Raw genomic sequence first — 16,209 nt, 5'->3', positions numbered from 1 at the left:
CGATGTGCCTAACATTCAATTGAGCAATTAAAGTTCAATAACCATTGGATCCTCAGAAGAGCTTCCTTTTGGCTCTTCATCGTTCCTTTCATCGTAGACTTCATATATTGGTCCGTTTTCCCCGTCTTGTACGCGGCAGGTAAATTCCCCGGTTTCACATGGTTGCTCATCAATACTCACCCAAGTAGTTCCATTGAGTAAAATATAGTCCTGTGCTTGCTCCACTGGTTCCGGCTTCGGCTCCGGATCTACCGTAGCAAAGGTCAATCCTATGGCAAATATCATTGCCAACATCGGTAATAAAAATTTTAAATTTTTCATCGTATTAAATTTATAGATTAATAAATAATGCCGTTGTAAAACAGGTAATCGGCTTCCACCTGCATCATCGCGCAATAAAATCTTTAGGAGTGTTACTGAAAACGAAGTAGGGCTTATAGTTTTTGCTTCTTAACTTCATTCTTCAAAAACTCCATTTAAAAGCTTTTAATTCATTGATCATCAACAGTGTAAATATCAGTAAAAATACTTAGTCAAAGTGGAGGTAAACTTGTCAGATCAGTATAAATTCATCCAAATTTTATGAATTTCGGGTGATTTTTTTGTAAAATCTAGGAGTTACATGAGTTTCCTTTTTAAAACTCTTCGAAAAATGGGGGTAAGAACTAAAGCCCATCTTAATTGAAATTTCCGTTAGGGAGAGACTCGTATTTTCAATGAGTATTTTACATTCCCGAATGCGCTGCTTATTATAATATTGGTTTGGGGTACAACCAAAAATCTCTTTGAACCCAGTCTTTATTTTATATTCATTGGTATTGAAGAGCATAGCTAATTGATCTAAAGTTTTAGGAGGTTCATCCAAATGGTGAATAATATAGATATGGATTTCGTGAAATAATTTTTGGTCCCATTTTGAAAACGTTTTGATTTCAGAATTTTCTGGTAATTCTGAGAAAAAATCTTTAGAGCCATCCATAAGATAAGAAGTCACTATATATTTTTCCTCTACTACACCTGTTAACCTAGAGACAACAGTATGCAAATTTATTTTTAGCAGTTCATCAAAATGATATTCCAAACGGATATCAAAAGATTGTTCTTTGCCTGCTATGAACTTCAGGATTTTTTTCTCCCAAGTTTCCTGAAATTTTCTAACAAGTAGTTCAGAAAATGCTTTGCCTAAAATATTATTTTGGGCAACTTCAATATTATCAGGATGCTTATAGCTATAATCCATCACCCTTAAATTTTTGTCCAACAGAAAGTTCGCTGTTCGGATCACCATAGCTTCGGTATTTCTATTAAGCCATAAAAATTGATGCCGCTTTCTATAAAGTTCTTCTGAAGTTTGATTTGCATAAGCATTGAGCCCTTCGAGCTCATCCCTGTGGTGGGTGCGTTTGATTTGAAAGGCAAAATTGCCTTTAGCTATTTCGGTAAGCATGCGGTATATACCACGTAAATTTGCCCTATTAAATTCACGTTCCATAATTGTAGGTTTAGATTAATATTTCATTGGGTGTAGGGTTTTAAATAATGCATAGCCTGGTTTTTATGTTTAAAAATCTGAGTCGGTATTTTATGATTGTGAATTTTGAGATAGAATTCGGTAAGCCGAATAGCAACCGGAGATGTGGAATGAAGTGCCAGGGCATTTATTAGCAATGTCCCTTCTTGAACAAGGTAGTGCCGGGCATCTGAATGTGCTCCAACAATACCGTCAAGATTACAAAAAACCGGATATTCCTTGTTCTGCTGAAATTCCATCCGGTCTCGAGCAATTCTTTTGGCAACTTTTAGAGAGACTACAAGATCTGGCTTATAATCTACGAATAGAATACCATCTTCAATCCAATATGTACCATACTTACCTTTAAACATAAGGGGCTGTTTATTTTTGTTAAGTAGGGTTTTTTAAGGGAGTATCTGGAAGAACCAGTTTTACATATCTCAAATATAAAAGATAAAATTCAATTAATACTTATACAATCTGGAAGTAAACTTGTGAATTTAATTAATATTTAGCAGTTTTTCTGCTTTTAACATCTCGAATCATATAATTTGAGCTAATTTATTGCCAATTAGGGTCCCCTGGTATAATATATCTAAACAAAACCAAACTTGAAAAGAGCCCAACAACGATTTTATATATTTTCATTTACTACCAGCATGTTCGAAAAGACTATGTCGACATTTAGCGAAAAGGTTGAAGGCATTATCAAGTCGGAGGATTCCGATTTGAAAAAGGCTGAATGCGGTATAAATCTTTGTATCAAAACCTTATCCCGATTGCAAAAGCTGGTGGACCGGGAAGATTTTGAGGATAGCCAATCGGAAATTGATTTTTTCAAAAACATCAAACCCTACCCGATGAGCTACCTTATCTATTTCACTGAGGTACGTTCTTGCGAGCTCTTATTGCCCAAAGCAGGGAACTCTCATAAAGTGCGATTTCTGAAAAAAGAAATCAAGAAAATCAATAAGTTCTTTTCAACGAATAACGGATTTGTTCATTATATGGAACAAAACCATAGTTATCTGGATCACCAGTTCTTTAGCCGTCAGAGTCAGGTGGACTTTTCCCTTACCCCTTCCATTAATTATTACGAAAATCCTGAGTTTTCTACCAGTCATGATATGCTTTGGGCCAAAGTACAGGCACTGTATCGTTACATCCATTATATCCGTGAACAATTAGAGCGGTTAGAGCCCGGCAGTAGTTCTGAATTTAGAGAACGACAACCCAGTCTTTTAGTCTGGTCAGGCGGAAAAACTGATTTAATTGAGCTTATATATGCCTTGTTTGCCAGCGGATATTTAAACCACGGAACATCAGACATTATTACCATTTGCAAGGCTTTTGAGGATATTTTTAATATCAAGCTGGCTAATCCCTATAAAACCTACTCCAATATTAAAGCTCGAAAAGGCGACCGCACTAAATTCTTAAACCTGTTAATAATGTTGCTTGAGACCAAAATGAATAAGGATGATGATTAATAGTACCAATTAACCATGTACCCCTGCCCCTGCTAGTAAATTATCTTTCTCCATCTCATTATCCAATACTTTTCAATTCTTGCAAAGGAGTGCAACCACTTTCAATTTTCTTTTATTTTTTATTCTAAAAACACGTAAGTAACCACGTAGTTACGTGTTTTCGGTTTTGTCTATTATTTCCAGCACAAAATTCATTTTTCAAGGCACTGAATTTACCAAATTATCTCAAATCGTATCAAAAACTATGAAACGTTAAAGTTTTACGTAGTTACCACATCCCTATATAAAAACTCTCAAAGGTTAATTACAATTTTGACAGGAGACTTTTTTAATAACCTGAAGGGGGCTATTTAAATTATTATAACCTATAGTCCCCTTTTTAAAATCCATTGTATTATGCCTACATCAATTATTACCACCGACGATTTAAGAGAATTTAAAATGGAACTGCTGGATGACATTAAAAAACTGCTTGCCCAGCAAAAGTCAGGAAGGATTAAAAAGTACCTGAAATCTGCTGAAGTTATGGATCTTCTCAAGGTAAGTCCTGGAACGCTTCAAAACTTAAGAATAAACGGTACGTTGCCTTATACCAAAATAGGTGGGCTCATTTATTACGAGATGGATGAAATCCAAAAAGTAATGGAAGAGAATCGTGTGCATCATTTAGAATACTAAGCGATGAATTATATAAAGCTTTTAAACGCCGCTTTTGAAAAATTTTATTTTGATGAGCGTCTAAATCCAACGCATATCAGCTTGTATATGGCTTTATTCCAGGAATGGAATAGTAGCAGATTCGCGCCGGATTTTTTCGTGAACCGAAGGGATTTGATGAATGCTGCAAAGATAGGATCTAAATCTACCTATCACAGATGTATAACCAATCTTGATACCTGGAGTTACCTGGAATACTTTCCTTCCAATAACCCTTATAAAGGCAGTAAAATCAAGATGTCTATTATAGGGACAAGTGATGAACCTGAGGAAGACCATTACGATCCCAAATTAGAACCACTTGCGGAACGCTACCATCCCATAAGGGAACAAGTAATAGACCAACACTGTCCCACCAGTGGACAAGCTTTGGTATCTACTATAAACAATACTAAACCAATAAAACATAATAAACATCCAAACAGTTTGAAGGTGGTACTGGATTTTTTTAGTAATAAAAATTTTAATCTTAATTATGGAAAAGAGTTCTACGAGTACTATGAAGACCGGCAGTGGCAGACAAGTGATGGTTCTGATGTGAGAGATTGGCGCGCTCTGGCTAAATATTGGGTCGAACAAAAATCGCTTATGAAAGAAAAAAATAAGTTAAATAAAAAGCAAGCATCCCATTTCAGGGACAACCTGCGAACCACAAAAAATAAAGATTATGGACAACCCCTCTAAAATAATTGAAGGTGGCATTGAATATTCCTTAGGCAGGTTTGACGGAAAATGTGTGCACTATGACTTTGAAAAAATTCTGGTCTACCTTGATGCCAAAGGAAAATTGCTCTTCGGGAAAAATTTCAAAATTTATAAGAAAGACAAAAAAATCCTATTAAAGTTATGTTCTTATTTCATCAGGGACAAGGCTACCTGCGATAAATATGAAATTGATATCGAAAAAGGGATACTACTTTCAGGTCCAGTAGGCTGCGGTAAAACTTCTTTGATGAAATTATTAAGGCACCTGGTGCCCGCACAACGCACTTACGAAATGATCCCTTGCCGAAATGTAACCTTTAGTTTTAATCATTTGGGATATAAAACTATAGAAGAATATGGAAGTTCCAGGTTTTTCTGTTTTGATGATATGGGCGTTGAACCGCCCGGTAGATTTTACGGTAAAGACCTGAATGTTATGGGAGAAGTACTACTCTCCCGATATGACCTTTTCCTGGAAACCAATAGAAAAGTAAAAACACATGCTACCACTAATTTAAATGCTGAAGAATTGGAAGAACGTTACGGTAACCGTGTTCGCAGCCGGATGCGGGAATTGTTTAATTTAGTAGCTTTTGATCAAAATGCTAGGGATAAGAGGAAATAATAAGCTAAGCTAATCCTCCCAGATTATGCTGAGCGTATGCGCCCCTTTCATTAGGCAATGTTCTTTAAAAGGAAGTTCTGCTTGACCGGAAAATTTTATATCAAACCAGTCCATAGCAAATACTGGTTCAGTGCGTGAGGATACCCTACCCATCGAAAAATATTCTCCCGCGACCGTATCTTCAGGAAGTCTATCCTTACCATATTTTAACCATCTAAATTTAAAATCAAATGATGACCAGAACCACTTAATTTTGCCTTTATAAGCATAAACAACCATTATAGGCTGATTGCCAATAGCGCAAAACCTAAGTGCAGTTGCTGTTTTACTGGTTCCATATTTTTTTGACAGCTCTTCTATTATTCTAAATTCAAATTTTTTCCGATAACAATATTTTCTAAATCCAACTTCAGGCATCAATAAACAAGAAGAAAAATAATCTGCTTGTCTTTCCGCCCTATTTCTACTTTGAAATCCAGTAATTGAACAATGACTAGGTGAAAGTCCTTTGAGTAGTGAATTTCTATGATCGTCTATAAAATAGTGACCTAGTTCGTGTCCAAAAGTAAACCGGGCTCTTTCCGAGTAGGCTTGAGATAACCTGTCTAAGTTTATGAAAATATGGAAATTATTATGCTCACATTCAAGAAGACCATCAAATGAGTCTGAGTAATTGCCAAAACTGTAAGATATATTATTCTTTTCAGCGATTAATATGGGATCGACTTGCCCATTTGGAAAGTAGTAATCAGCAATACCACTAGCCAATTCATTAAGTTCTTCAACATCGCTACGTGAAAGGAATTCATTTTTTCTTGGCATTTCTCTTGTCCTTATTCATTTGCTGTCTATCTTTCTCAGATATTTTTTTACCATCTCTTGCCGCCATAGCTAAGTTTTTTGAAGCCTTGTTTTCAGATTTCTCAATGGATATAACCTTAGCAGAAGATTTATTTCCAGAAATAATATCTGCTATGTCAGGCCACCTTTTTGGAGTTACATACCCATCACTAAATTTTTTTTCAAATGCCTTAATTTCATCTGAATTTTTAGGTGTAGAATATCCGTGCTTTCTCAAGAGCTTTCCAATGTCTTTTTTATTAGATGTCATTTTCTATAAGTTTAGAGTTTATCCTTCAACATACTCTCGATTTTCTTTTTTGACCTTGATATGATTTGTCTGATGTTTTGCCAAGTAGTTTCAAAAGTCTTTTCCATTAGGATTATTTTTTCCTTTGTCATTCTTTTTTCATCATCATAAAGCAAAAAGTACATACGTACAATATCTGCTTTTTTACCAGAAAATTCGGCTAAACAATCATCTATCAAGTTACGTTTTTCTTCCAGCTCTTTATCCAACTGATTGAATTCCTCTTCACTTACAAACCATTTCCACTCACTGTCTTCATCATCAATAATTGTTGATTCAGTCTCTCGAACAGATTTAATTTTCTTTAATTCCTCCATCAACTTATAATGAGCAATAGTGGCTAAATACGCTTTAAAACCATCTTCTTGGGTGGAGTGTTTCTTTTTGTCATACTCCCAATCTAAAGGAGAATCCCATATCTTAATAAATACTTCTGAGGTTACTGTTAATGCAAGTTCTTCTCTTTGCAGTGTGAATCCAATATGCTGGTACGTTACATTGTAAACAAATTTTCTGAAATGCTCATATAATATTGATATTGATTTTTTGGCTTCAGAAGGAGAGTCTTCCTTCACAGCAATTTCTAATAATTGGGTTTCTATGTCCATAAACACCTTCAATATTATATGATAAGAGTGTGACAAAATTTTACGTGTCACACATTGTTCATATAACTATATAAATCAAATTATTAATACGTTCATTAGGAGATCAAATATATAGAAAACTCCAAAGGACATAAAATTAAAATTATGGCAACTAATCCACCAAAAGACAATTCCAGAAAAGGTGCTGTGAGAGACCGTTCACAGACCTACAACCCAAAAACTGATTCTTGGGTAAAACGTGATTCAAACACGGGTAGGTTTATGGATGGAAAAACCTCAAGCAACAAACCTTTTAAAGGAGTAAGAAAAGAAAAGTAAGCTTATTCCCCAGAGCTTGATGTTGGGGTAGTGTTCAATTAAACAATTCTTTTATGAATTCTATAAATTTTGCAGAAGGTAGGCTAAGTGTTTGCCATAAGAACAATTGTGTTAATGTTCGAGGCGATGTAGCTAAAGCTATAACCTTTGGACTTGCTACATTAATTGTCATTGGTAGTATAGCTAAAGTTCTTGTACAGCCCAACTAAGTAATTATGGTGGCTCTCATTAAAGTCAGCCACCATAATTATAGCATCGCCATAGTCCACAAAGCAAATTGTCGTTGACAACATCCCAAAGAAGACCATTTAAAATATAAAAACATGACTGAATCCTACAAAAAAGAAATTAATGAAATACTCGAAATTCTGGGTGAGAACTTGGATATTACAGAGAATCAATACAATGCAGCAGTAGAAAGCTACGAAGCGGTTGGTGATTGGCTATCTAAGGAAGGTTCCTTCCTTTTTCCTTACTCGCCAAGAATAATCCCTCAAGGATCTTTTATGCTCGGAACTATTATTAAGCCAATATGTGAAGATGACGACATTGATATCGACCTTGTGTGTAAACTAAACGGAAAGCCTGCCCATTGGACCCAAAAGCATTTAAAAGAAGCTGTTGGTGATAGGCTTAAAGAGCATTCTGTGTATAAAAATATGCTGGAAAGTCAAGATGGTGGCCAAAGGTGCTGGACACTTGAATATTCAGACCAAGCAAATTATCATATGGATATTCTTCCATCCATTGCCGATAAGAATTTTACAGTCTTACTTAACGAAGCTTTCAATAATCATCAACAATTGGATACAAACAAATTGGCCATCCGAATAACAGATAAAGAGAACATTTTCTACTCAATAATGACCGAGACTGAATGGTGGCTAAAAAGCAATCCTTTTGGGTATGCAAAATGGTTTTTTCAAAGAGCAATATACAGTTCAAAACGAATGTTTGCCCTGAGCGAATCCGTCGACCCAGTTCGTCCGTTTCAAAAGGAAAAAATGCCGTTACAGCGTGTAGTTCAACTTTTAAAAAGACACAGAGATATAATGTTTTCCTCAGATGAGTATGACAGTGAAAACAAACCTATTTCTATTATCATAACTACTCTTGCGAGTAGAGCTTATGATAAAGGTGAAAATATTGCCGATGCTTACATAAACATTGTTAGTAGATTGCGGAGTTATATTGAAACAAAACTAAATCCTAAAACAGGTCAACAAGAAAGATGGGTAAGCAACCCAGTTAATGAAGCAGAAAATTTTGCTGATAAATGGGCATTAGTTGCTCAAAAAGAAGAATACTTTTATGCCTGGCTTGATAAATTGGAAGAGGATTTATCTGCGATTAAGTATGGTGAAAATAAGGGACTACATATTTTAAATGAATCATTTTCGGCGCAGTACGGAAATCAGGTAGTAAAGAGAACTTTTGCTGAGTATGGCGAAAAAAATAGGATTCTACGTGAGAAAGGAAATAGAAAAATGGCAATAGGTACTGGTCTTTTAGGCAGTGTTGGTAAGCCAATTCCTAATCATAATTTTGAAGGGAATATTTAAAGATGAGAAGTCAATATTTTAAAACCAATAGCAAGAGAAAGCTTAAAGGGATACTTTCTTCAGAACAGCTAAAAAAGATTAAAATAGATTTCCCAGATTCACAATTGGTCAAAAATTCTTGGGACAGCTTTCAAATCATAATAGAGATTCAACCTACGGCTATTAGCGAAAAGTACCAAATTCTCGTTAACTACGAAAAGAATAGGTCTATTAGAGTGTTTGTGATTGAGAAGGATTTAAAAATTGCTTCAAACAGAACCAAGCTACCTCACGTCTATAATAGTAAACAACAACAGTTGTGTTTGTTTTCCCCCAGTAAAAAAGAGTGGAATGGATTTACTTATATTGTGGATACGGTAATTCCTTGGGCAAGTGAATGGCTTTATTATTACGAATTATGGCTACCAGAAGGGCAATGGTATGGTGGTGGTCATAATGAATACCCTAATGAAGATTATACAAACATTATAAGAGATGAAAAATAAAAAGTTTAAAATACTTTCCATAGATGGTGGTGGAGTAAAGGGTGTATTTCCAGCAATGTTCTTAATGCTACTTGAGGATGAACTAAAAAATCGCTCGGATGGTAAATTCCAGATTTATCAGCATTTTGATTTGATTACAGGGACTTCGACTGGTGGAATTATAGCAATTGCGTTAGCACTTGGCATTCCCGCTAAGGAAATTTATAATCTTTATTTAGATAATGCCAAAGGGATATTTGGCAAAAAGAAGTCTTTCTGGTTTGGACAAATTCGTAATTCTGCACACGAAAGAGAATTTTTAGAAAAGTTGGTGCGCAATAAATTTAAGGAAATAAATGATGGCGTAGAACCAAGGCTTGATGATTGTAAAACAGATGTTTGCATCCCCATATACGATTTGATCCAGGGCAATCCAAGTGTTCTCAAAACAAAATACCATCCCGCATTTGAGCGAGACTACCATATTCCTGCATACCAGGCTGCAATGGCAACATCTGCCGCACCCACCTATTTTAATCCTTACACATCCGAATATGTAGATTTGAAAGGGACAAAGAGAATTTTCTCAAACAAAGTAGATGGCGGTGTGATGGCAAATAATCCAACTTTGGTAGCTTTCTTAGAAGCAATTAAAGCTTTTAAAGTTGAAATGTCTCAATTGGAAATACTGTCGTTAGGTACTGGTCATAAAAAATTTACTGATGGTAATTCTCGGAAAAGATGGGGGCTTTACTACTGGATGAGAAAAGACAAACGTCAACGGCTAATAGATTTATTTATGCAAAGTCAATCACAACTCGTTGCAAATTATATCAGTCTTTTATATCAAGGAATCGATAAGTCGGAAAAGGATAATCCTAATTTTATTTACGATCGAATAGATGTTTTGCTCAACGAAGATAATTTTATTGATATGGATGAGAGTGACCCAACAAAAATTAAAAATTTTGCCGAATTAGCTTCAATTGCATTTCAGCATAATAGAAGTTCAATCTTGCAAAAACATTTTTACTAATAATAAACCTCACAACTAATCACTTTTTGCGGTAAATCAAGAATTCTGCAATAAGCTGTTTAAATATCTTTTTAGTTGTTTTAAAAACTTCTTTAAATAATTTCTTCATTGTACATTTTTTAGAGTAGTTAATAAGATTAGACTAATATGCTTCGGATGTGCTTGGATAAAAGAATTTTCATCCCGATTGCTCATAAGGCCCAATTCCAAGGAGCACCAACTGTTTCCTGAAACACTTGAAAATTAAAAAACTTCACACCCCTACTTTCAAAGCCTAAATGCTTTCTAATTTGGTTTTGTAATTGATAGACAAACCAAGTAGACTCATTTGAATTTCTAGATTCGTATTTTTCAACATACACCTAAATCCCTCTTGCAGTGGGATTATGAGAATGATTGCAGTGCAAAGAAATAAACAAATCAGCATTCAGTGCCTTTGCCAGTTTAGTACAATCGGATAAGGAAATAAGCGTATCGCTATACCGGATCAAATAAATATCCACTGGTTTTTATGACTTTTCGTTGAGCCTTAAAGCTCCAAGGTTATATCCAGTACCACATCTGTTTATTTAATGCGATTTATTCCGATGGCACCAGATTCTTTTCCCCTGTGTCCAACATCAATAACAATTCGTTTTCTGGTTGCCGGTTCTTGTCAAAATTGATGCACATATTCAGGAACAAAATCACAAAATTGATGTTTTTGTCCCCTCCTCCCCTTTCCACATTTCAAGTTATCAACACCCCATTTTCAAAATTTCATAGCATTTAGTGCTAAATGAAACCATTGAAAATCAACTAACTACAAATAATATTTTATCCACAATTTATTGATTTTCAATAATTTAAGTCATTAAATTTCTAATTTTCTCATAACGAAATCGAATCAAAAATTTAAAATTTTCCGTTATGAAAAAATCAATCTTCCTGGCAACTTTTTTATCGTTGCTTTCCACTTCACTTTTTGCGCAAATCGGCGGGATCGAAGATTCTGTGGCTGATATTTCCGATACTATAAGGAATATATTTCCAATTATACTTGGAATCATCTTTTTGGTCGGCTTTCTTTTTAATGCCGGCCACTTCTTTGGGGAAAACTCCGATCTCAAAAAGGGAATTACCCGCGTCCTGGTCTTTGTACTTATAGCAGGAGCCGTGGTAGGCATCTTCACTTATTTGATCAGCATTGTAGTTTAATTCTTAAAAGGTAAAATCATGAAGAAGTATGAACCTTATAGGAACATTCGGAAGGGTGCCGTCATCTTTGGGCTTTCCCTTCCCCTATTTGCACTAATGATGCTTTCAATTATCGCTTCCCTGTTGGTCATCATTTTTTCCTTCAGCCTGGGTATGATTATCAGCGCTATGCTCTTTAATGCATTCTTGTATATCGGGTTAAACCGTACCAGCAGGCTCCTAGAATTTATGCAGATGACAGGGGCATTTCCGAAAATGATTAGTAACAAAAAAGATTCTGGTATCGATTATGAAAAAAATTAAGCTTTCCTCCCACTGGCCAATTGCCGATATCCGAGACAATATCATTTTTTCCACAAACGGTAACGTTGTGCTGTGTTATCAGCTGGACCTACCTGAAATTTACTCCTTATCGGAAAAAGATTTTGAAGACCTGCACGCCACCTGGTTCCAGGCGCTTAAGTCCCTGCCGGTAGGTACAGTAGTGCATATGCAGGATATTTATGAGAAGAAAGCATTCACTGCAACGACACTTCCAAACAAAACCTTTTTGGAAAAAGCCACACGAGATCATTTTAAAGATCGGGAGTATATAGCACACCGCTCTTTAATATTTTTTACCCTGACCAGGAACAAAGCTTTAAACAACTCCAAATATGTAAATCCTTTTCGAAAAGTTTCCAAAGAAATTGTCAGGGAACTGGATGCCAACGTTAAAAGCTTTATCGGCTCGGTAAACGATTGTGTTTCCTTTATTGCTAACAGCCGAAAGGTTTCTATAAAAGCAATACCATCAGAAGAAATCATCAGCCTAACTTCCGAGTACTTCAATGGTTTCAATGAGGGTTTCGATACCGATTTCCTACTCCAAAAACAACATATTCAAACGGGGGACAATTATTTTGATGCCCTGGCTATCAATAGCGAGCTGTGCTTTGGCGAAAGGGTACAGTCGAGCAAAACCAATGAGAAATTCACATCCGATGATTTTGTATTTCACCAGGGGTTTATTGATGGGCTGGGGCTTCATTTAAGAGAGAACCATATAGTCAACCATATCCTCTACCTGGATGATAAACACAAGTGGCGCAAGCTACTGGATAAAAAAGTAGAAGAGCTTAGCAAAAGTTCCAACTTTGGCTCTCATAACAAAGTTGTTCTTGGAAAGATCCAGGAAATCCTGGAGAAGATCAATAGCGATGAGAACGCGCGGATTATCCGGGGCCATCTTAATGTCATTTTTTGGGATCGGGATCCTCGTAATTTGGAAGGCATTGCCTCTAAAATTAAGGCTGAGTTCAAGGAACTGGATATCATCCCTTATGCTCCACGCGGCGAGGAACGAAAGAATTACCTACTGAACAGTTACTGCTGCTTTTCTTTCAACTTTTCAGACGAAGACCTATATGTGACCGATCTGAAACACGCCTTGTGCCTGTTTATCAATAACACTAATTACAAAACCGATCCTACAGGGATTATTTTCAATGACCGTGAGCATAATATTCCTGTGCTAAAAGATGTTTGGGATGAGGGAAAGAAACGCATCAAGGCGCGAAACTTTGCCATCTTCGCCCCTACCGGGGAAGGGAAATCCTTTTTGGCCAATAACATCCTGCGCCAATATTTCGAAAACGGCGTCCGCCTGGTGATTATAGATCTTGGGGGGTCTTATACCAAGTTCGCTAAACTTTATCCTGATAAGTACACTGTATTGCGCTACGAGAGCGGAAAGAATTTAGGGATCAATCCTTTCTACATATCCAATACCAATGATGTAAGCCCGGAGCGGCTGGAAGATCTTTCGGTATTTCTATTAGAACTCATTGCTGCAGATGACAAGGTTACTAAAGCACAATCCGTAGCCATAAAAAAGATCCTCCGTTACTATTACAAAAACACCACGGGAAACCATTCCTTAGATAGTTTTTACCGTTTTATCGAGCAGCGAAAAGATGAGCTGCTGGAGACCCTTAAAATCCATCCCGACTACTTCAATGTTACCAACTTTTTGCACGTGCTCTCGGAGTATGTCGCCGATGGTCTATACAGCTTCTTATTTGAAGTTAGCGAAGATCAAACTTACAAGATCGAAGATAAGCGGCTAATTGTCTTTGAACTCGATGAAGTCAAGGACAATAAAGAGATCCTCTCGGTGATGCTCAAACTAATCAAGTCAGCGATCCAACGCACAATCTGGAAAAACAGGGCAGAAAAGGGAATTATTCTTTTTGATGAATTTGCCAAGCAACTCAAATTTGAAAATGTCCTGGAAAGCGTTGAATTCTACTACCAGGCCATTCGTAAACAGAACGGTGCCATTGGAATTATTTTACAATCCATAAACCAGCTTCCTAATAATGCGACTTCCTCAAGCATCCTGGAAAACACCCAGGTGATCTATAGCCTGAATAACGAAAAAGGTTATGAAGAACTAGCTAGGCGCTTAAGCCTCTCCAGCCACGATCTCAACCAGTTGAAATCGATCAGGAATAATTTGACCGGAAAACGGAAATACACCGAGATCTTTATCAAGATCGGTAAGGAAAGTAACATTTTCCGCCTGGAAGTACCACCCGAAGTCTATGCTGCCTATCTCACCGACGGAACCGAAAACGAGGCCATAATGGCCATTTATAAAAAAACCAAAAATATGGAAAAGGCTATCAAGGAATTTATCAAACAGCCCTAAGCGCACTTCACAATTTAAAACACTTTGATATGAAAAATAAACACAAAACTTTAGTATTTACAATAGCCCTTGCTTTATGCTTTCCTGCAGGCGCTGCCTGCCAGGGGATGCCGGTATATGATAATACGAACTTCGTCAGCCTGGTTAAATCCCTGGTGGAATCGGCCAAGCAAACCGCTAATCTTGTTAAAACCGTCAATTTTCTAAAAGCTCAGAAAGAAAATATTGAAAAGGTCAATAGCGTAGTACAGGATTTAAAAGCCGTTCGTGAGATAGGTCGTAACAACCAACGCCTTATTGCGGTGATGCAGAATGACCTTCGGGATATTTTGAATTCCCCTTATATAAAATCTGAAGAAGTTAGCCGTGTTAGCGAATCCTTCAGTGACGTGGTAGATAATTCCCTGGAGACCGCAAGCTTTATCGATGAGATTTTATCAAGTGATCATTTAAAAATGAGTGATGCCGAGCGGGCGGAGGTTTTAAAGCAAAAAGAACTCGAGTCTAAAGAAATGGTCACCGATGTGCGGCTAAAGACCAAACGTTACCGTGAGATCATTTCTTTTCGGGAAATGCAGGACAGGATCAATAACAGGGAAACAGGCTTTTAATGATGGAAGGGATGATCATATTAGCCGTAGGTGTCGAATATATCGACAGCGTTTTCCAAACCATCCAGGAAAGCGAATTTTCCCGGTATACCATTGTCGGCATGAAGACCTTGGCGGTGCTCTTCTTTTTGGTCAACATCCTTAAAAAGTATAATGAAGGGGTAGCCGATAGGCAGGGTTATACCTGGGGGCTTTCACCCGGTGATTTGGCGAAAAACTTTGCGGTAGTCTTGCTGGTTATTTTTTCAACGCAAATCCTGGGCTTCTTTGACAATATTCTTGTAGCTATTGAAAACCAGTACCGAGATACTGCCCCTGCCCTATTGCCACTCCAAATGCAGGAGATCCCCATTGCGGAAGATGTCTCCCCTATGGGGGCGATGCGTAAAGCTATGGCTTTACTTTATGAGGCTCTCGTAACGCCGTTATACGGGTTTAAAACCTTTGCTTTTCTTATCAGCCTGTTTTTATGGATTTTGGATTTATTCATTTATCCCTTATTCCTTGCGGAGCGCTACTTCCTGCTTGGGATTATGCAGGCCTTTTTTCCGCTGGTACTTAGCCTGGCGGTATTTGAAAAGTTTCGCTCGATGGCCTATGGTTTTTTCCGGTTGTATGCAGCGGTATATATGCTGGTGCCTGCATTCTTCCTGGTTAATGTATTTATCAATGCTCTTTATACGGAAATCAACACCAATTTTTGGGAAAACCTATTCGGTACGGATTACGGGAGCGGTTTTTTTGCCCCTGTGGTAGAACTGGGTTCGATAGTATTTATCGTTTTTTTAAAATTCAAGCTCTACCGGCGTGCCATTTCATTTACCCTGAGACTGTTCACCACTTAATCAATAGCAACCGATATAACCACTTTAAATCATTGAAAAAAATATTCTAAAAATGAAAACACCTTATAAAAATATCTATTCGGTATTAAAGGTAAACCGCTTTATCGTGCTGGCCGTAGTGCTTTGCTCGATGTTTTGCAGTGTGTTTGCAATTTGGATGGCCATCTCCACCAGGAATAAGGCCTTGAACAGTGCCTTCGCCATCAATACCGACGGCAGTATTATTCCTTTAAAACTGGTTACCCAAAAAGAAAACTTCCGGGTAGAGGCCCTGGCCCATTTGGAGCTGTTTCACACCTACTTCTATAATATTGATGCCAGCAGCTATGAGAAAAACCTGGAAAAAGCATTATGGCTTGGCAATAGTTCGGTAGATAACCTATACAGGCAGAAAAAGGCCGAAGGGGTTTACAACCGCTTATTGCAGTACTCACTGGTTCAAAAGGTATTAACGATCGATTCGCAGCTCGAAGAAAAGGAGGAATCGTTTCATTTTAAAACCACTGTTATTTTTGAAATCAACCGCGGCAATATAGTAGACACCTATGAATTAGTAAGCTCAGGAAAACTGCTCATCGTAGATCGACACTTTCCCCATAACCCTCACGGACTTCTCATAACGGATTATTTCGAAAACAGTTTAAGAAAAGTACCCTCACAAAATTAAAATTAGAAC

At 37.0% G+C, this 16,209-nt stretch carries 22 protein-coding genes; 14 read left to right on the top strand and 8 right to left on the bottom strand.

All coding sequences use genetic code 11. From position 1 onward, the window contains the following. Nucleotides 1–27: 27 nt before the first annotated feature. The 3 genes from RM553_RS00885 to RM553_RS00875 all read right to left on the bottom strand — a co-directional run bounded on the left by RM553_RS00885 (nucleotide 28) and on the right by RM553_RS00875 (nucleotide 1,884). A complete protein-coding gene (locus RM553_RS00885; RefSeq protein WP_057482314.1) occupies nucleotides 28–321 on the bottom strand; it encodes a DUF6520 family protein in 294 nt (97 codons plus the stop codon). 259 nt (nucleotides 322–580) lie between these two features. Further along, a complete protein-coding gene (locus RM553_RS00880; RefSeq protein WP_075325756.1) occupies nucleotides 581–1,492 on the bottom strand; it encodes a helix-turn-helix domain-containing protein in 912 nt (303 codons plus the stop codon). Nucleotides 1,493–1,515: 23 nt separating this feature from the next. Beyond that, nucleotides 1,516–1,884 carry a DUF7793 family protein gene (locus tag RM553_RS00875; RefSeq protein WP_057482316.1) on the bottom strand — a complete coding sequence of 123 codons (369 nt, stop codon included), beginning with the start codon at nucleotides 1,882–1,884 and terminating at the stop codon, nucleotides 1,516–1,518. A 303-nt stretch (nucleotides 1,885–2,187) separates the two neighbouring features. On the opposite strand from RM553_RS00875, the gene RM553_RS00870 reads away from it, so the two are divergent. The 4 genes from RM553_RS00870 to RM553_RS00855 all read left to right on the top strand — a co-directional run bounded on the left by RM553_RS00870 (nucleotide 2,188) and on the right by RM553_RS00855 (nucleotide 5,050). Next, nucleotides 2,188–3,003: an RteC domain-containing protein gene (locus RM553_RS00870; RefSeq protein ID WP_236698864.1), complete on the top strand. Its 816-nt coding sequence runs from the start codon at nucleotides 2,188–2,190 to the stop codon at nucleotides 3,001–3,003. 396 nt (nucleotides 3,004–3,399) lie between these two features. Next, the gene (locus RM553_RS00865) at nucleotides 3,400–3,681 is read left to right on the top strand and encodes a helix-turn-helix domain-containing protein (protein ID WP_037317115.1); all 282 of its coding nucleotides are present in this window, start codon (nucleotides 3,400–3,402) and stop codon (nucleotides 3,679–3,681) included. A gap of 3 nt (nucleotides 3,682–3,684) precedes the next feature. Then, nucleotides 3,685–4,404 (top strand): hypothetical protein, encoded by a 720-nt coding sequence (locus RM553_RS00860; protein WP_311533006.1) that lies wholly within the window; start codon nucleotides 3,685–3,687, stop codon nucleotides 4,402–4,404. Then, nucleotides 4,388–5,050, top strand: coding sequence for a hypothetical protein (locus RM553_RS00855; protein WP_057482319.1), 663 nt, complete (start codon nucleotides 4,388–4,390; stop codon nucleotides 5,048–5,050). The genes RM553_RS00860 and RM553_RS00855 overlap by 17 nt, the downstream gene beginning before the upstream one ends. A 9-nt stretch (nucleotides 5,051–5,059) precedes the next feature. Here RM553_RS00855 and RM553_RS00850 read toward each other — a convergent pair whose 3' ends face one another. The 3 genes from RM553_RS00850 to RM553_RS00840 are packed head-to-tail and all read right to left on the bottom strand — an operon-like array spanning nucleotide 5,060 to nucleotide 6,808. Continuing rightward, entirely contained in the window at nucleotides 5,060–5,872 is an 813-nt protein-coding gene (locus RM553_RS00850; protein ID WP_057482320.1) for an ImmA/IrrE family metallo-endopeptidase, read from the bottom strand. After that, nucleotides 5,856–6,161 (bottom strand): hypothetical protein, encoded by a 306-nt coding sequence (locus RM553_RS00845; protein WP_013073379.1) that lies wholly within the window; start codon nucleotides 6,159–6,161, stop codon nucleotides 5,856–5,858. Before RM553_RS00845 ends, RM553_RS00850 begins: the two co-directional genes overlap by 17 nt. Nucleotides 6,162–6,172: 11 nt before the next feature. Beyond that, the gene (locus RM553_RS00840; RefSeq protein ID WP_013073380.1) at nucleotides 6,173–6,808 is read right to left on the bottom strand and encodes a sigma-70 family RNA polymerase sigma factor; all 636 of its coding nucleotides are present in this window, start codon (nucleotides 6,806–6,808) and stop codon (nucleotides 6,173–6,175) included. A 144-nt stretch (nucleotides 6,809–6,952) separates the two neighbouring features. On the opposite strand from RM553_RS00840, the gene RM553_RS00835 reads away from it, so the two are divergent. Further along, nucleotides 6,953–7,126 carry a hypothetical protein gene (locus RM553_RS00835; protein WP_013073381.1) on the top strand — a complete coding sequence of 58 codons (174 nt, stop codon included), beginning with the start codon at nucleotides 6,953–6,955 and terminating at the stop codon, nucleotides 7,124–7,126. 161 nt (nucleotides 7,127–7,287) lie between these two features. Here the strand turns inward: RM553_RS00835 and RM553_RS00830 are convergent, their stop codons facing one another. Further along, a complete protein-coding gene (locus tag RM553_RS00830) occupies nucleotides 7,288–7,419 on the bottom strand; it encodes a hypothetical protein (RefSeq protein WP_311533001.1) in 132 nt (43 codons plus the stop codon). Between the two features lie 30 nt (nucleotides 7,420–7,449). Here RM553_RS00830 and RM553_RS00825 point away from each other — a divergent pair, with 30 nt between their 5' ends. The 3 genes from RM553_RS00825 to RM553_RS00815 are packed head-to-tail and all read left to right on the top strand — an operon-like array spanning nucleotide 7,450 to nucleotide 10,188. Further along, nucleotides 7,450–8,688, top strand: coding sequence for a nucleotidyltransferase domain-containing protein (locus RM553_RS00825; RefSeq protein ID WP_013073382.1), 1,239 nt, complete (start codon nucleotides 7,450–7,452; stop codon nucleotides 8,686–8,688). Nucleotides 8,689–8,690: 2 nt separating this feature from the next. Then, nucleotides 8,691–9,173, top strand: coding sequence for a type II CBASS E2 protein (locus RM553_RS00820; protein WP_013073383.1), 483 nt, complete (start codon nucleotides 8,691–8,693; stop codon nucleotides 9,171–9,173). Further along, a complete protein-coding gene (locus RM553_RS00815) occupies nucleotides 9,163–10,188 on the top strand; it encodes a CBASS cGAMP-activated phospholipase (protein WP_013073384.1) in 1,026 nt (341 codons plus the stop codon). The genes RM553_RS00820 and RM553_RS00815 overlap by 11 nt, the downstream gene beginning before the upstream one ends. Before the next feature lie 362 nt (nucleotides 10,189–10,550). On the opposite strand, the gene RM553_RS00810 is transcribed toward RM553_RS00815, so the two are convergent. Then, a complete protein-coding gene (locus tag RM553_RS00810; RefSeq protein WP_229792169.1) occupies nucleotides 10,551–10,691 on the bottom strand; it encodes an N-acetylmuramoyl-L-alanine amidase family protein in 141 nt (46 codons plus the stop codon). 406 nt (nucleotides 10,692–11,097) lie between these two features. On the opposite strand from RM553_RS00810, the gene RM553_RS00805 reads away from it, so the two are divergent. Genes RM553_RS00805 through RM553_RS00780 form a run of 6 tightly spaced genes read left to right on the top strand, consistent with a single transcriptional unit; the run spans nucleotide 11,098 to nucleotide 16,200 of the window. Next, entirely contained in the window at nucleotides 11,098–11,385 is a 288-nt protein-coding gene (locus RM553_RS00805; RefSeq protein WP_013073387.1) for a hypothetical protein, read from the top strand. An 18-nt stretch (nucleotides 11,386–11,403) separates the two neighbouring features. Continuing rightward, the gene (locus RM553_RS00800) at nucleotides 11,404–11,688 is read left to right on the top strand and encodes a hypothetical protein (RefSeq protein ID WP_041579128.1); all 285 of its coding nucleotides are present in this window, start codon (nucleotides 11,404–11,406) and stop codon (nucleotides 11,686–11,688) included. Continuing rightward, nucleotides 11,675–14,077 carry a TraG family conjugative transposon ATPase gene (locus tag RM553_RS00795; protein ID WP_311532993.1) on the top strand — a complete coding sequence of 801 codons (2,403 nt, stop codon included), beginning with the start codon at nucleotides 11,675–11,677 and terminating at the stop codon, nucleotides 14,075–14,077. Before RM553_RS00800 ends, RM553_RS00795 begins: the two co-directional genes overlap by 14 nt. Before the next feature lie 29 nt (nucleotides 14,078–14,106). Then, nucleotides 14,107–14,688 (top strand): conjugal transfer protein, encoded by a 582-nt coding sequence (locus RM553_RS00790; RefSeq protein ID WP_311532991.1) that lies wholly within the window; start codon nucleotides 14,107–14,109, stop codon nucleotides 14,686–14,688. A gap of 2 nt (nucleotides 14,689–14,690) precedes the next feature. Beyond that, nucleotides 14,691–15,533 (top strand): hypothetical protein, encoded by an 843-nt coding sequence (locus tag RM553_RS00785; protein WP_311533415.1) that lies wholly within the window; start codon nucleotides 14,691–14,693, stop codon nucleotides 15,531–15,533. 52 nt (nucleotides 15,534–15,585) lie between these two features. Continuing rightward, nucleotides 15,586–16,200, top strand: a complete 615-nt coding sequence (locus tag RM553_RS00780) for a conjugal transfer protein TraK (RefSeq protein WP_013073391.1) — start codon at nucleotides 15,586–15,588, stop codon at nucleotides 16,198–16,200. The last annotated feature ends 9 nt before the right edge of the window (nucleotides 16,201–16,209 follow it).

This window comes from Autumnicola tepida (assembly GCF_031846485.1).
GTDB lineage: Bacteria > Bacteroidota > Bacteroidia > Flavobacteriales > Flavobacteriaceae > Autumnicola > Autumnicola tepida.
The sequence above is the reverse complement of the archived record's forward strand: the minus strand, read 5'-3'. Positions and strand labels throughout refer to the sequence as shown.

Excerpts from the sequence above, each read along its gene's own strand:
- RM553_RS00885 (WP_057482314.1), bottom strand. The coding sequence starts at position 321 with ATGAAAAATTTAAAATTTTTATTACCGATGTTGGCAATGATATTTGCC.
- RM553_RS00880 (WP_075325756.1), bottom strand. The coding sequence starts at position 1,492 with ATGGAACGTGAATTTAATAGGGCAAATTTACGTGGTATATACCGCATG.
- RM553_RS00875 (WP_057482316.1), bottom strand. The coding sequence starts at position 1,884 with ATGTTTAAAGGTAAGTATGGTACATATTGGATTGAAGATGGTATTCTA.
- RM553_RS00870 (WP_236698864.1), top strand. The coding sequence starts at position 2,188 with ATGTCGACATTTAGCGAAAAGGTTGAAGGCATTATCAAGTCGGAGGAT.
- RM553_RS00865 (WP_037317115.1), top strand. The coding sequence starts at position 3,400 with ATGCCTACATCAATTATTACCACCGACGATTTAAGAGAATTTAAAATG.
- RM553_RS00860 (WP_311533006.1), top strand. The coding sequence starts at position 3,685 with ATGAATTATATAAAGCTTTTAAACGCCGCTTTTGAAAAATTTTATTTT.
- RM553_RS00855 (WP_057482319.1), top strand. The coding sequence starts at position 4,388 with ATGGACAACCCCTCTAAAATAATTGAAGGTGGCATTGAATATTCCTTA.
- RM553_RS00850 (WP_057482320.1), bottom strand. The coding sequence starts at position 5,872 with ATGCCAAGAAAAAATGAATTCCTTTCACGTAGCGATGTTGAAGAACTT.
- RM553_RS00845 (WP_013073379.1), bottom strand. The coding sequence starts at position 6,161 with ATGACATCTAATAAAAAAGACATTGGAAAGCTCTTGAGAAAGCACGGA.
- RM553_RS00840 (WP_013073380.1), bottom strand. The coding sequence starts at position 6,808 with ATGGACATAGAAACCCAATTATTAGAAATTGCTGTGAAGGAAGACTCT.
- RM553_RS00835 (WP_013073381.1), top strand. The coding sequence starts at position 6,953 with ATGGCAACTAATCCACCAAAAGACAATTCCAGAAAAGGTGCTGTGAGA.
- RM553_RS00830 (WP_311533001.1), bottom strand. The coding sequence starts at position 7,419 with ATGTTGTCAACGACAATTTGCTTTGTGGACTATGGCGATGCTATAATT.
- RM553_RS00825 (WP_013073382.1), top strand. The coding sequence starts at position 7,450 with ATGACTGAATCCTACAAAAAAGAAATTAATGAAATACTCGAAATTCTG.
- RM553_RS00820 (WP_013073383.1), top strand. The coding sequence starts at position 8,691 with ATGAGAAGTCAATATTTTAAAACCAATAGCAAGAGAAAGCTTAAAGGG.
- RM553_RS00815 (WP_013073384.1), top strand. The coding sequence starts at position 9,163 with ATGAAAAATAAAAAGTTTAAAATACTTTCCATAGATGGTGGTGGAGTA.
- RM553_RS00805 (WP_013073387.1), top strand. The coding sequence starts at position 11,098 with ATGAAAAAATCAATCTTCCTGGCAACTTTTTTATCGTTGCTTTCCACT.
- RM553_RS00800 (WP_041579128.1), top strand. The coding sequence starts at position 11,404 with ATGAAGAAGTATGAACCTTATAGGAACATTCGGAAGGGTGCCGTCATC.
- RM553_RS00795 (WP_311532993.1), top strand. The coding sequence starts at position 11,675 with ATGAAAAAAATTAAGCTTTCCTCCCACTGGCCAATTGCCGATATCCGA.
- RM553_RS00790 (WP_311532991.1), top strand. The coding sequence starts at position 14,107 with ATGAAAAATAAACACAAAACTTTAGTATTTACAATAGCCCTTGCTTTA.
- RM553_RS00785 (WP_311533415.1), top strand. The coding sequence starts at position 14,691 with ATGGAAGGGATGATCATATTAGCCGTAGGTGTCGAATATATCGACAGC.
- RM553_RS00780 (WP_013073391.1), top strand. The coding sequence starts at position 15,586 with ATGAAAACACCTTATAAAAATATCTATTCGGTATTAAAGGTAAACCGC.